This is a genomic window from Pseudanabaena mucicola FACHB-723 (assembly GCF_014696385.1).
GTDB lineage: Bacteria > Cyanobacteriota > Cyanobacteriia > Pseudanabaenales > Pseudanabaenaceae > Pseudanabaena.
Window position 1 is genome coordinate 33,471 of sequence record NZ_JACJQB010000002.1, and the last position, 13,291, is coordinate 46,761.

General features: G+C 43.0%; 14 protein-coding genes. 6 read left to right on the plus strand and 8 right to left on the minus strand.

What is annotated here, in order from left to right; translation table 11 throughout:
• Positions 1-90 precede the first annotated feature (90 nt).
• Positions 91-327, plus strand: coding sequence for a hypothetical protein (locus H6F41_RS01710; RefSeq protein WP_190401755.1), 237 nt, complete (start codon positions 91-93; stop codon positions 325-327).
• A gap of 32 nt (positions 328-359) precedes the next feature.
• Here the strand turns inward: H6F41_RS01710 and H6F41_RS01715 are convergent, their stop codons facing one another.
• Positions 360-896 (minus strand): cyclic nucleotide-binding domain-containing protein, encoded by a 537-nt coding sequence (locus H6F41_RS01715; protein ID WP_322095860.1) that lies wholly within the window; start codon positions 894-896, stop codon positions 360-362.
• A 210-nt stretch (positions 897-1,106) separates the two neighbouring features.
• On the minus strand, positions 1,107-2,696 hold the full coding sequence (locus H6F41_RS01720) for a glucose-6-phosphate isomerase (protein ID WP_190401757.1): 1,590 nt from the start codon (positions 2,694-2,696) through the stop codon (positions 1,107-1,109).
• Positions 2,697-3,068: 372 nt separating this feature from the next.
• Between H6F41_RS01720 and hpf the strand changes: the two genes are divergently transcribed.
• The 4 genes from hpf (at position 3,069) to H6F41_RS01740 (ending at position 5,970) form a co-directional block, all read left to right on the plus strand.
• A complete protein-coding gene (gene hpf / locus H6F41_RS01725; RefSeq protein WP_190401758.1) occupies positions 3,069-3,644 on the plus strand; it encodes a ribosome hibernation-promoting factor, HPF/YfiA family in 576 nt (191 codons plus the stop codon).
• 255 nt (positions 3,645-3,899) lie between these two features.
• Entirely contained in the window at positions 3,900-4,286 is a 387-nt protein-coding gene (gene queF, locus H6F41_RS01730; RefSeq protein WP_190401759.1) for a preQ(1) synthase, read from the plus strand.
• Between the two features lie 38 nt (positions 4,287-4,324).
• Positions 4,325-4,759, plus strand: a complete 435-nt coding sequence (locus H6F41_RS01735; protein ID WP_190401760.1) for an ExbD/TolR family protein — start codon at positions 4,325-4,327, stop codon at positions 4,757-4,759.
• A gap of 74 nt (positions 4,760-4,833) precedes the next feature.
• Positions 4,834-5,970 (plus strand): TonB family protein, encoded by a 1,137-nt coding sequence (locus tag H6F41_RS01740; RefSeq protein WP_190401761.1) that lies wholly within the window; start codon positions 4,834-4,836, stop codon positions 5,968-5,970.
• Positions 5,971-6,013: 43 nt separating this feature from the next.
• Here the strand turns inward: H6F41_RS01740 and H6F41_RS01745 are convergent, their stop codons facing one another.
• The 3 genes from H6F41_RS01745 to H6F41_RS01755 are packed head-to-tail and all read right to left on the minus strand — an operon-like array spanning position 6,014 to position 9,377.
• A complete protein-coding gene (locus H6F41_RS01745; protein WP_190401762.1) occupies positions 6,014-7,240 on the minus strand; it encodes a DUF1176 domain-containing protein in 1,227 nt (408 codons plus the stop codon).
• Entirely contained in the window at positions 7,194-8,804 is a 1,611-nt protein-coding gene (locus tag H6F41_RS01750) for an FAD-dependent oxidoreductase (RefSeq protein ID WP_190401763.1), read from the minus strand. The genes H6F41_RS01745 and H6F41_RS01750 overlap by 47 nt, the downstream gene beginning before the upstream one ends.
• A gap of 42 nt (positions 8,805-8,846) precedes the next feature.
• Entirely contained in the window at positions 8,847-9,377 is a 531-nt protein-coding gene (locus tag H6F41_RS01755) for a hypothetical protein (protein ID WP_242022874.1), read from the minus strand.
• A 114-nt stretch (positions 9,378-9,491) separates the two neighbouring features.
• On the opposite strand from H6F41_RS01755, the gene H6F41_RS01760 reads away from it, so the two are divergent.
• Positions 9,492-10,766, plus strand: coding sequence for a serpin family protein (locus tag H6F41_RS01760; protein ID WP_190401764.1), 1,275 nt, complete (start codon positions 9,492-9,494; stop codon positions 10,764-10,766).
• 61 nt (positions 10,767-10,827) lie between these two features.
• Here H6F41_RS01760 and cysE read toward each other — a convergent pair whose 3' ends face one another.
• The 3 genes from cysE to H6F41_RS01775 form a co-directional block, all read right to left on the minus strand.
• Entirely contained in the window at positions 10,828-11,592 is a 765-nt protein-coding gene (gene cysE, locus H6F41_RS01765) for a serine O-acetyltransferase (RefSeq protein WP_190401945.1), read from the minus strand.
• Positions 11,593-11,810: 218 nt separating this feature from the next.
• On the minus strand, positions 11,811-12,440 hold the full coding sequence (locus H6F41_RS01770) for a YqiA/YcfP family alpha/beta fold hydrolase (RefSeq protein WP_190401765.1): 630 nt from the start codon (positions 12,438-12,440) through the stop codon (positions 11,811-11,813).
• A gap of 49 nt (positions 12,441-12,489) precedes the next feature.
• Positions 12,490-13,179: a M15 family metallopeptidase gene (locus H6F41_RS01775; protein ID WP_190401766.1), complete on the minus strand. Its 690-nt coding sequence runs from the start codon at positions 13,177-13,179 to the stop codon at positions 12,490-12,492.
• Between the last annotated feature and the right edge of the window lie 112 nt (positions 13,180-13,291).

A 13,291-nucleotide genomic window follows, 5' to 3' on the forward strand; every position in this document is an offset into this window, starting at 1 on the left:
GGATATTGTGATCAATTATAAACAATTGTTAAGATGAACACATTAAAAGTTAGACAACTTACCAAAAGTTGTACATCTTGAAGGAGAAATATGGAAACTAAATTTGAATTTAGCGGTAAGAATTTATTTACACCCATCGCATTCCGCGAAGATTTCAACAACTTTGCCAAGATCAGTGAGACTCAAGCTTGGTCAATGTTTTTTACTGCTAGCCGTGAAGATAATGCATTGGGATTTAGCAGATCGGCGGGGAGATTTTGGACTGGGTTGGTAATTGCAACAGTTGTTGAAGCAATTCTTGGTGTTACTATCTTTCAGATTTTCTAACATTCAATCTAAGATTAAACTGGATTTATTATTTATGCTTCCTTAGCATTTTTGATAAGCCAGTTTAGCTTTGCTTCAGCTAGCTCCAGATTACTGATCATCGTTTGTCCAAACTCTCCTAAATGAGCATCTACATCGTCAACATCATATCCATACCCAAGACGACTAACAGTGCCTCGCAGGCGATCGGAAAGACATAGACAAATTGCACGATAGAATCGTGACGCAAAATCAGTATCTTGTTTTAGTTTTGATAATAACTGCACTCTTGGTAATGATAAAACCACGCTTTCTTCGATTGCACGTACACTAGCGAGAGGGGGACGGGTGTCTATAAATGATACTTCACCAATAATTTCGCCTCCAGAGATTCTGGCAAGCTCTTTACGATCCTGTGACTCGATATTGACGCTAAATAAACCACTGACAACAATATACATGGCTTCGCTTCTCTGACCTTCACGAATCAGGACTCGTCCAGGGTCAATAGTTTCGAGTTTGCCCTTCTGCACGAACCAATCAAGATCGCTATTATTGAGTTCACTAAAGAAAAGTAAGATTTTCTTCACACCTAACCTCATAAATGGAATAAATCGTAAGAAATCATATTCTTGCAGATTCTACTGAACAAATATTAATGTCAATTAAAAATTTAAGGAATGAAATTCACCATATTTCTCGAATAAGCTACTGCAATTATTTATGTACACAAAACAGCAAGAGGATTAAGTCCCTTGTTATCTTGTGTACGGCAATATTTATTCAAAAAATATTAATGTCTATACAATGAGCATCATTTTCAGGGTCGCAGGTTTAGATAAATCGCCTTCAAGCAGGATTTTAGAATTCGCATGAAGATGGCGGGCAATGTGATATAGCGATTCAATGTCTTCTAAAGCATCTAATTTAGTCGCAATTTCTTCGAGGGAAAGAGATACGTTGGAGGATTTGAGGAGCGAAACTAATTTTTGTTGTAAGTTCAGCACCTTTGCACCAGCTTTTTTGCCAGCTTCAACGCCCGGTTGATGGTAGGCGTTGATATTGACTAGGGATGCATAAAAACTGACGGCTCTTTCGTATAGAGCTATTAATGCACCAACTGTGAGTTCTGATACGAATGGAATCGTGACGGTGATGGAGTCTCTACCATTTTCATAGAGAGCGTTGCGTGTACCTTGGAGGAATCCGAGTAAGTAGTCGCCCGTCACAACTCCAGCTTCGACTTCTGGGTGTGGGGTGATAGAATCCTGTAAAACTTCGATGAAGGTGGCGAAGAAGTTGGGAACACCCTCACGTAATTGTTGGACATAGGCATGTTGATCGGTGGAGCCTTTGTTGCCATAGACGGCTAGTCCTTGATAGACAGTATTGCCATCGAGATCCTGTTCTTTGCCGAGGGATTCCATGACTAGCTGTTGTAGATAGCGGCTAAATAGTAACAGACGATCTTTGTAGGGTAAGACCACCATGTCTTTTTCGCCTTTACCGTTGCTGGCAAAGTACCATGACATCGCAAGCATGGCGGCAGGATTTTGGCGGATATCTTCAATACGGGTGGCGGCATCCATAAGATTTGCGCCGCGTAACATTTCACGAATGTCGATGCCTTGTAATGCCGCAGGGACTAGCCCAACTGCCGATAGTTCTGAGGTGCGCCCACCAATCCAGTCATACATAGGGAATTGATCGAGCCAGCCCTGTGCGATCGCATATTTTTCTAAGGCACTGCCCACGCCTGTAATTGCGATCGCATGTTTGGTAAAGTTTAGCCCTGCTTTCTCAAAGGCAAACTCAACTTCTTTCATGCCATTCGCTGCTTCAGGCGTACCCCCAGATTTGGAAATAACTAATACTAAAGTGGTGCTGAGACGATCGCCTAACAGATCAAGCACTAAATCAATCCCATCAGGATCACAGTTATCAATAAAGCTGATTTTGAGGGGTACATCAGCTTTATTAAAACACTGGGCAACAAATTGTGGGCCTAGAGCCGAGCCACCAATACCAATCGAAAGGATATCGGTAAACTTTGGCGCACTAGGTGGATGAATGACACCCGTATGTACTTTTTTTGTGAAGTCTTCAATGCGGTCAATGGTCTCAGTAATATCCCTCCGTAATTCCTCGGTGGGGGCAATTTCAGGGGTTCGCAACCAATAATGCCCAACCATGCGTTGTTCATCAGGATTTGCGATCGCACCTGCCTCAAGAGCTTTCATATCGGCGAAAGCTTTGACAAACTTAGGTTGCATCTGTGTCACAAAGTCTGGCGTAAACCTGATCCGACTGATATCCACGTACAGCCCCAACTCTGAGTGGTAGTACAGCCAGTCTTGATAACGTTGCCACAGTTCCACAGCCGAACTCATACGAACCTCACTTTGCTTTTGCTGAATAGCTTAAATGTGAATAGCTTAGATGTACATTGCTTTGAGCTATGCACAATCCCAATCGTAAGTTATAAACAGTAACCTTTTTTGCTCTTATTCCTACAGAATTGCATCAAATTATGATCATCTCTGCTTGGGGATTTGCTATTTTTAGCCCTACAGGCTCTAAAAATAGCAAAATTACGGCTAAGGCTACGTTAAGAAGTGCATCAAAGTTAGCTTACTGTCACCAGCTAAGTGCTATGGTGATCTCATAGCCAAATCAGGCATCCAGCGCAATGGGGTATAAAAAACAAGATTGCGCCTTTCCATTTTTTAGCTGATTTGGAACTCAGAAGCGAGGTTATAGAGATGAAACTTGTAATTCAAGGCAAGAATATTGAAGTCACGGAAGCCATCCGCGAGTATGTCGAACAAAAGATCGACAAAGCGGTGAGTCATTTCCAATCGTTGACCACAGAGGTAGATGTACATCTGTCTGTGGCGCGTAACCCTCGCATTGCTTCTAGCCAATCGGCAGAGGTGACGGTGTATGCAAACGGATCTGTGATCCGTGCCGAGGAAAAGAGCGAAAATTTGTATGCAAGTATCGATCTAGTTGCTGACAAGATTGCTCGTAAGTTGCGGAAATTCAAAGAGCGCAAGAACGATCGAGCTGCTGCGAAGACTAGTGTTGCAGTAGTGGGACAACCTCCTCTTCCCTTGCCCAATGACAATCGAGTCGTTGAGTTGCCAACTCAGGTGGTGCGGAATAAATATTTTGCAATGCCTGCAATGTCGGTGGATGAAGCCCTTGAGCATCTAGAATTGGTTGACCATGACTTCTATGTTTTCCGCAATGCTGAAACAGGGGATATCAACGTTGTCTACGAACGTAATCATGGTGGCTATGGTGTTATTCAACCCCATGATGTCAAAAAACATTAAGTTTGCAATTTGAATTGATGAGATTTTCTCATAGCTAAACAAAGTTTAGTCAAGAAGGGGGCTCAATGCGTCCCCTTCTTTTTTAATTGAGTGGCAGAGCTCCGTGCTGCTACTCAGTTCTGTGGTGATGCCTAGTTACTTAGCGCGATAGTGCTAAGTAAAGCGTTGTAAATTTGCTACCCTAGGGTAAGAGTAGAAATAAATTTTTTTATATACTCTTTCACCCTTTATCGAAGATTTTATCTAAGAGCAGACATGACTGTTAAGTACGGCGAACAAGCGATCGCAGAAGCAACCCTCACCACTTTCCCCAATCCTAGAATTGGCAGAGATTATAGTGTGCAAATCACATTGCCAGAATATACCTGTAAATGTCCATTTTCAGGCTATCCCGACTTTGCCACCATTTATATTACCTATACTCCTAATCAAGTTTTGGTAGAACTCAAAGCGATTAAACTCTATATCAATAGTTATCGCGATCGCTCTATTTCCCATGAAGAAGCCGTCAATCAAATTATGGACGATTTTGTAAAAGCAGGTGACCCACTCCGCATTAATGTGAAAGGAGATTTTAGCCCTCGCGGTAATGTGCATACAGTGGTGGAAGTCAATTATGTAAAGCCACAGGAAACAAACTAAATTTAGATTCGTCACAGTGATACGAATGCAGTTGATCTATGAAAGTTCGCAAGAAATACCAAGCATCGGCTAATGCTGAAATCAATCTAACTGCCTTGTTGGATGTTGTTTTTTCGATTCTGGCTTTTTTTGTTTTGTTGTCATCTGCACTCACTGTGCCTAGCCGCATTGGTGTTGACTTACCACTTAGCGATCGCAAAACTCAGAGCAATGACAGTGCCGATGGGCTTCAAGACAAGGATATATTTCTGATCACCCTTGATCCTTCAGGGCAAATGTTAAGAGATGGGAAATTGATTCCTACTCAGCAATTAACCAATGATATTGGTAAATTTTTAGAGGCTTCCTCTGAAGGAATGGTTTTGCTGAGTGCTGATGACTCTACTGTTTCCTATCAAATTGTCATTAACCGTCTAGCAGAATTAAGAGCAATTGCAGGTAATCGTGTTGCGATCGCCACATCACGTTCTTAGCACAGGGATTGTAATCAAGGATTTTGTCAGGATGCTTCACCTATTGAATTTTACTTAATTTAAAGTAATCAAAAATGTTGCCAACTAAAAACAAAAGTCTTGTGAATATCGATAAAAGTGTTGATCAAAATCTTGATCGCAATGCTAAATCTATGGGGCGGCAATCAATGGAGCAATTTATGCTCCAAGCCCGTAAGCTTGTTATCCAGAATCCATTTTGGGTATTGCTAATTGGTTCTGTCGGTATTCATGCTGTATTTGCAATTTTTACGCCAAATCCAGTCAAGAAGGCAGAACCTCGTGAAGTGGTAGTCTCAACTTTGCCTGTAGTCAAGCTGCCGCCTAAGCCATTGGCAGCTAAGCCAAAATCTAATAAATCCCTATTTTCTAATTTATTCGTCAACCCTACCGAAAAGTTAGAAAATAACACCCCATCAAATCTATCGGTACCATCTTTGAATCTTTTAGAGTTAGAGCCTGTAGATGTCGATGGTTTAGCAAATCTGCCACCAATTTATAATGATTCTACGCAAATCTCTGATGTAGAGAGCCAATCTCCTCAGTTTGTGCAATCTCAACCACGCTCATCGAAACCGACTGAGCCACCTCGATCACAAGACTCTGGCAAGGTAATTGATAATAGTCAGCCGCCAAAAGTTACACCTGACAAGAAACCTAGTAATCTCAAACCAGAATTTCAGACCAGTGGTATTAAAGATGATGTCGTGACTCCTACTGACGATCAGAAAAGTGCTGAAGCTAAAGATAGGACAGGTGAGGATAAGGGAAAAACTAGTACCAGAACTGCTGGCGCGATTGGGGCGGAGAGCAACGAAAAAGAAATCAGTAATATTTCTTCTCTCTACACAACGGACAAACAAATCCTTGATCTGCTGGCACAAAATCTGATTAAAAATACGCAAATTGCGCCTGTAGATGCATTAATTCCCGATCCTGATATCAATAGAGAAAAAGGCGTGCAGTGGATTCCACCCAAGGTCTCTAGCATTGCAGGTAAGAAAGGCTCAGTAACTTTAATGTGGCTGGTTGATCCGCAGGGTAATGTAGAAACGCGCTTTGTGAAATCGAGTGGGGTGAAGGAATTGGATGATATTGCCAGAGAAACAGCTAAGGAATATAAATTTCAACCCTTAAAAGGTGATGAAAGTGGTAAATATCGCTTGGTTACAGCTAAGTACGATTTTCCATAATCAGAAGCTGTCTCTCCCACTACGCGGGAGAGACAGCTTCTGATTATGGATATATAACTGGAAAGTCTTGAATATATTCACCATCACATTCATATTTAGCGCGATATTCTTGCAGAACCATGCGTTCGCCTTCTAGTTTGTATAAAGCCGATGAGCCGCAATCACCTAAACCACGAAATTTAGTGAAATTGGTGAGGATTTGCGATCGCGGATTGAATCGAGGAATTCCTGCAATTGCACGGCTACTGATGCGGGTTGGAGTCTCTCCTGCCTTTGCTTCTTGGAAACTATCGAATTCAAGGGGAACTACTCGTGGCTGAGGCGAATCATTAATCCAAAGTACATATTCAAATGCACCTTGATAGGCGGCGAGGAAGCATTGAATCTGAACTAAGTATTTCTGATCAGTGATTTTAAAGGCTCTAGACCCTAAACCTGTCTGCCCATCTTGATCACGAAACTCATCTTTGCAAACACCTAAACTTTCACGATTTTGGAGTACATACAAAAGTGCAGGTGTATTCGAGGATTGAGGAGATTGACTCGAAATATCGGTGCGGGAAAAGTAACGCAATAATCTCTCTTCACTGAGTTTGCCATTGGGAAAGGTAATCCGCAGGACTGGCTCAGGGTTTTGAGTGGTTGGTGCTTCGAGGGTATATAAATAAGCATCATTTTTAAACTCAATGACATCGGTGCGTTGGGGATTGTAATTTGTGGCGGTGATATTTAATCCTCCACTCCCATCCTTGTTGCGGCTGATGTAGTATCGCGGACGTTCAGGCTCTTTGGCATCGGCACAAATATAAATGTGGTAATTCGGGGTTTCTCCATAGGCATACATGACTTTGTTGCGATCGCAGATTTTGTCATCCTTGAGTTCTTTAATGTCGCCGATAGATACCGTATTGCTGGGGCTTGATTGGGCAGTTGGGGTTGGCGATGCCGTAACCGTCGATGAAGTAGATGTAGTTGTGGTGGAAGTAGTCGTTGTCGTTGCCGTCGGCAAAGCACTTGGTGACGCGCTTGAGGTGGTCACAGATGGATTGCTACATCCCAAAAATGTAAAACTTACCAAGGCTGTCAGTAAGCTACGACGGATTGGCGACATGATTTCTGCTCCTAATACTTGCCCTAGTATAAATTTCCCCTTGACCCAATTTATACCGATTTGCGTAATTTCATCTAAGAGTAGTGGCGCTCCGCGCCACCACTCTTTTCCCTTATAGACCTTTGCCCTCGTCAAAAGTTCCTTTTGGGTGATAGTCACCGCCTGAACCGTAGTACCATGCGTCGATCTGGCGTTGCCATTGATATTGTTGTTCAGGGAGAAGATTTGCGATCGCAGGTTCTATGCCTTTACTAATTTGATTACAAAAACTGTAAACCCCTAAACCAAGGTAATGTTTGAGCCAGTCTAGGAGGGTGGGGATGCCAACCTGTTGCATGATTTTGAGAACTAAAACGGGGTCGGCGATGGACATCGCGAGCATTGTCTGGGCAAGGGGGCCGAACTGCACAACATCTTGCAAAAATGGATAGAGTACCCGATCACCTAATTTCTCCATGGCTACAAACGTGACTCCTAGCAAGTAGTTAATGCGATCGCTATCAATTTGCTGATTCACCGATACACTCATCGATTTTTGGAAGAGCCATGTTACCGAAAGATTGGGTTGATATGGCTGTAGCGATCGCAAATTGGCTTTGGTTAACAAATCATTGCTCAGCGCATTATTAATCCCCTTACTTAATCGAGGCAGGTGTCGCACCATCGCCCCAAAACCACCGAAACTGAGAGGAGACTGCATTCCTGAACTATCACCCACCTGTAAAATCCGATCCCAAGGTGTTTGCAAAGGATTTTGTTTGTAGGAAGGAAAGAAGCCAAATAATACTCGTTTAAATTCTATTTTCTCAAGTTCTACGCCTTGATATTGGGGCAACCACACTAAGTAGTCTTCCATGAGTTCCGCAAAACTAGGGCGTTGTGGATCGGCATCAACATAGGTAAACATGTAAGTGGTTCGGCCATCTTTGGCGGGAAAGGCTTCCCAAAAATATTGACATTGCTTTTGAATGGGCGTGAAGCTATAAATCAAATCGCCATAGTCATGATTGGGTAAACCTGTGGCACAACTACCCACCACCATGCAGACCCCATCGGGTTTGATGTTGCCCTGTGTTTGCGATCGCGCTTGTTTAGCGATGGGCGAGAAATGCCCCATCACATCGAGCAATAGTCTTCCTGTCAGGGTTTTACAGGCTTGATCAGATTTATCAACTGCTTCGATAGTCACTCCATTACTATGGGTAATGGCTTGTTTAAAGGCAGTTTGCTCGAATAATTTGCCACCCGCAGCCAGAAATTTTTGTTTGAGAACTTCCAATAGATAGATAGGATCAACACCAATATTTAAGACATCGCGCACCCATAGATCTTTACCGCCCTTAAAGCCAACTCTGGCGGGATTATAGGTAGTTGCGATCGCAGTTTCCAGTTCGGATACCGATAATAAATCTAGTTCTAAAAAAGTATTTAATTCCTGCCGTGAAATATTCCATTCCTGCGCCCTACCCCGTAAACTGCCCTGCTCAATAATGGCAACTCGCCAACCTAATCTTTGCAATGCACAGGCGATGAAAATCCCCAATGTGCCACCACAAACGACGACATCAAACTCAATCTGCTCTAGTTGTGCGGTGCTAGTTTGAACAATCTTGGCAATGTCTGACTCGCCTTGGCGATACTTTGTCCAAAAATTATCGATGCGCTCTAATTGCGAAGGAATATCCGCAGGCATTTGCGATCGCACATTTTCAAACAAAGACATAGGGGTTAAGGCAGAATTTAGGACAAGCTGACTTTCTCTATCCTAGCGCTGATATCGCGGATCACAGTGGTCACGTAGCCATGTGTTAGTTGCCGTGGCAATGGCAGCATCACTAACATCGACGGGAGGAGCTTGCCCGATCCGCATAAATGCCATGGCTAGCCTCCAGCCCTTAGTCGTAGGGACAAGAAATAACCAATAAGCCCGTTGCGAAGTTGCAATCTTGCCCGTTTCCCGTTCTAACATCGACAAAAATACTTGTTGCGGCAGACGATCACGATCTTGGTCGGCAGCGATCGGCAATGGCTCTAGCTCTGGCTGACTGAAGGTAATGATCTCCCGTTTGATGCGGAGACGTGCGTAGGTACGATTGAGATAGTCGGGTAAATCTTTAGCAAGGGTGGCACTCAAGCTCAGAAAATCCGCAGGACAACTCCGTTGATTGATAAAACTTTGGTTATTCGCTTGAGCGGAATCAATAACAGCCAAGCCGCTCAACATTGCGATCGCAATTCCCTGTAGCAATATCTGTGGTCGTAAACTCGGTTGCCGTAAACTTAGACGATAATTCATGAATATTTTGGGGTAATCAAGTTACATTTTCTGTAACCGCGACTTGCGATCGCAATTTATAACCTAGGCTAAAAATATAGCAATATATCGTGAATCTCAAGATTCAATATCGTCATGCTCAAGTATTATCGCATCACGTTGATTGGACTATTTGCCCTAGCTTTGATGGGCTGTGCATCACCTGAAAGCTCTAACTCTCAAGCCACACCGACAGTACCCAACAATCCGAAACCTAGCCTCACTCCCACCATGGCAAACAGTAACAGTCCTCAGCCTGATGCCAAGTTAGTAGCCACCAGTAACAAATTTGGTTTCAACCTATTTGAGCGAGTAGCAAAGCAAGATGAAAATATCTTTATCTCACCATCGAGTGTGGCGATCGCTCTATCCATGGTGTACAACGGCGCAAAAGGCGATACTCAAACCGAGATTGCCAAAACCTTAGAGTTGCAAGGCATTAGCGTTGAAGACGTAAATAAATTTAATCGAGCCTTTCAGCAAATGCTTACTGAGGGGGACAAAGGAGTTGAACTAAATATTGCCAACTCTGTGTGGGTGCGAAACGATGTTCCTCTCAAACAGGATTTTTTAAATCAAGTCCAAAAATTCTATCAATCAGAAGTTACAAATCTAGACTTTCGTGATCCCAATGCTGTCAACATCATCAATAACTGGGTAAAGCAAAGCACCAAGGATAAGATCGACACAATTGTTGATCGGATTGATCGAGATAGCCTGATGTTTTTGATTAATGCGGTGTATTTCAATGGCAAATGGGAAGCCCCCTTTGATAAATCGCGTACCCAGCCCAAGCCCTTTACCCTCGCCAATGGCAAAAAAATCCAACATCCTGCCATGTCACGCTCTGGGGAATATCGCTATTATGATGCCCCCACCTTCCAAGCAATTAACCTTCCCTATGGCTCTGGACGCTTTGGAATGCAGGTGTTTTTGCCAAAGCCAAATTCTAACCTAGCGGAATTTCAGAAGCAGTTAACGACTAGTAACTGGCAAGAATGGTCAACCAAATTTGTGGAGAGGGAAGGTTTGATTCAACTGCCCCGTTTCAAAATGGAGTACGAGATTACCCTCAAGAGCATCTTAAAAGATATGGGCATGGTATTACCCTTCAGTAACCAAGCCGATTTTAGCAACCTTTCTGACGCATCCTCCACCATCCATGAGGTACGCCATAAAACCTTTGTCGATGTGACTGAAGAAGGCACAGAGGCAGCAGCAGTCACTTCGATTGAAATGCGGGTGACATCGGCAATGCCATCGGAAGAACCGCCATTTCAAATGATTGTCGATCGTCCATTTTTCTTTGCAATTAGCGATCGCAAAACTGGCGCAATCATCTTCATGGGTTCGATTAAAAATCCTTCTTGAACCTTACTAAAAAGAGAGTGGCGGCGCTTCGCGCCGCCACTCTCTTTTTAGTAAGGGTGTCTTAAATACCACCACCCTCAGAAAATCCTTCATATTCCTGTGGTTCAAAATGACCGAAATGCTCAGTAGGCGTTAGGTGGCGGGGACGCACATGTTTGAGGAGTTCAGAATCAATTAGGTAGCTATTAACTGGATGCAGAGTATGCGCTTCGGCATTCTTCTCCAACTGTTCGACACGATTGATTAATGAACGGATGACATCGCCTTCAGGATCGGGGACTTGGAAGTGATCAAGCGCGGAAACCTTGACTCCGTGGCGATGCACAATACGACCGGGGATACCAACTACAGTGCAGTCTGGTGGTACGGGCTTAACGACAACTGAGCCAGCACCAATTCGAGAATTGCTGCCGATTTCGATATTGCCTAACACCTTGGCTCCTGCACCGATGACCACGTTATCGCCCAGCGTGGGGTGACGTTTTCCTGATTGTTTACCTGTGCCACCAAGGGTTACACCTTGATAAATCAAAACATACTCACCAATGATCGTGGTTTCCCCGATGACCACGCCCATACCATGGTCAATGAATGCACCCATGCCAATTTTTGCACCTGGGTGAATCTCAATGCCTGTCAACAATCGCGCAAATTGAGAGACCATACGCGGTACGACAGGCAACTTCATCTGATTTAGCCAATGGGCAAAGCGGTATAGCCAGATAGCATGAAGTCCGGGATAGCATAGCAGCACCTCTAGCCAGTTACGCGCAGCAGGGTCACGCTCAAAGATGATTGCGAAGTCGGCTCGCAGTGTTTTGATAATATTTTTCAATGGTTTTAAAACCCTTTTTTATATGTAACTGCTAATTTAAGATCCTAGCGGATATTTTGTATCAAAAGAAACTACCTTTTGGAATGAGTCTTATTTAATACAGATGCCCTAACCCATAAAAAACGTGGTCAAAAATCTGGCAATCAGGATAAATTCTAAGATATAAGCCTCCAGTTTGCACAGATTTGCGCCCGTTGAACTAACACTAATCAAAACAAAAATTTACAGATTTCCTCCCAAGAATGATCTAAATCTTTGCCAAGCGCATGATCATCATCTAGTAATTTCAGGGTAATCTGCGATCGCAATTTAGCAAAATCTTCACTCAGGTAGGCTGGTACAACGTCATCATGGACACCATGGAAGATCAATATGGGCAATGATCGTTTGAGCAGATCTTCAGAATATTGTTGAGCATCATCAAAAAATTGAAAATGTAAATTTACGTTACGCTTCAGCCCGTAATGATAAAACTCACGACTACCTTCTTGTTTCCATTTATCAACATTTTGCTCACCCAAGGCTTTGGCAATGCGCTGACTAAATCCAAAGGCAGGGGCAAATAATACTAATTTTTCGACCAATGGATTTTGCGCCGCCAGTAATACTGCCAAAAATCCCCCAAGGCTAGAGCCAAATACGGTGATTGGTTCATGGGTTTGCAAAAAATTGCGATCGAGATAAGCTAATTGCTCTGAAAGGGTCACCCTTGAAAAGTCAGTAAGATTAAGATCGGGAACAGGCAAAGTTAGCCCCAATTGCTCAAACTTTTGCTGCATATATTGAGCTTTATAGGACTTGGGACTAGAAGCAAAGCCATGTAAGTAAAGATAGTTCATTAGTAATGAATTTATATTTCGCAGTATTTTGCCGTTTTAACTATGGTAGCTATCCAATTCCTCCATAAATTGCCATTTTCTGATTACTAATCCATGCCCAAAGTTGATCGCCATGGGAAAAATGCCACCATTCATTAGGATGTCGCACAAATCCGCTATAGGTCATTACCTGATTTAATAATTCGCGATCGCGATGAAACTCCACCGCTTGAGCATTACGGAAACTTGCAAAATAATCTGGCAAAGAGCGATCGCTAATTTCATCAATGGGCGAACCCATATTAATTTCTTTGCCTTGGGCATCAAATAAAGTCACATCGATCGCTGCACCCGTACTGTGAGGCGGAGGCGTTTGCAGATCATGACTCGGAATTGCCCAAAACTTTATCACTTCCACCATCAGTGAATCTTTTTGTTCTTCAGAAAGAGTCTTTACTTCTAAGCCCTTACTTTCGGCTAACTGCTTGAAACTATAATCCACCATAAATTGCTGCACTGCGATCGGGCGATAGGCATCAAAAATTGCAATTTGCCAATCGGGGCGAAGCGTTTGTAAATAGGCTTGCGATTTTTGTAATTTTTCTAAAATGCCTTGACGCACAAAAAAAGGTGAGCGCTCACCATAGGGCGCACCCAAAGCTATATATGGATGTGGATCAATCCTGCGAATGTGGTCAGAAATTGCCACCAGTTGCTCACCACATTCTGCGATCGCAATAGTTTGATAGGGCTTAGACATGATGTGTTGATGCTGAATTTAACTAAATTGCTATATACGACCGAATCGCTAATAATGAGTAAATACACTTACTGTACAAAAGTTAACAGTTTTTCGGATATACTCCGCTAAA

Bases quoted from the DNA above. Each gene is read 5' to 3' on its own strand.
- H6F41_RS01710 (WP_190401755.1), top strand. From the start codon at position 91: ATGGAAACTAAATTTGAATTTAGCGGTAAGAATTTATTTACACCCATC.
- H6F41_RS01770 (WP_190401765.1), bottom strand. From the start codon at position 12,440: ATGAACTATCTTTACTTACATGGCTTTGCTTCTAGTCCCAAGTCCTAT.
- H6F41_RS01760 (WP_190401764.1), top strand. From the start codon at position 9,492: ATGCTCAAGTATTATCGCATCACGTTGATTGGACTATTTGCCCTAGCT.
- H6F41_RS01740 (WP_190401761.1), top strand. From the start codon at position 4,834: ATGTTGCCAACTAAAAACAAAAGTCTTGTGAATATCGATAAAAGTGTT.
- queF (WP_190401759.1), top strand. From the start codon at position 3,900: ATGACTGTTAAGTACGGCGAACAAGCGATCGCAGAAGCAACCCTCACC.
- H6F41_RS01755 (WP_242022874.1), bottom strand. From the start codon at position 9,377: ATGAATTATCGTCTAAGTTTACGGCAACCGAGTTTACGACCACAGATA.
- H6F41_RS01720 (WP_190401757.1), bottom strand. From the start codon at position 2,696: ATGAGTTCGGCTGTGGAACTGTGGCAACGTTATCAAGACTGGCTGTAC.
- H6F41_RS01735 (WP_190401760.1), top strand. From the start codon at position 4,325: ATGAAAGTTCGCAAGAAATACCAAGCATCGGCTAATGCTGAAATCAAT.
- H6F41_RS01750 (WP_190401763.1), bottom strand. From the start codon at position 8,804: ATGTCTTTGTTTGAAAATGTGCGATCGCAAATGCCTGCGGATATTCCT.
- H6F41_RS01775 (WP_190401766.1), bottom strand. From the start codon at position 13,179: ATGTCTAAGCCCTATCAAACTATTGCGATCGCAGAATGTGGTGAGCAA.
- hpf (WP_190401758.1), top strand. From the start codon at position 3,069: ATGAAACTTGTAATTCAAGGCAAGAATATTGAAGTCACGGAAGCCATC.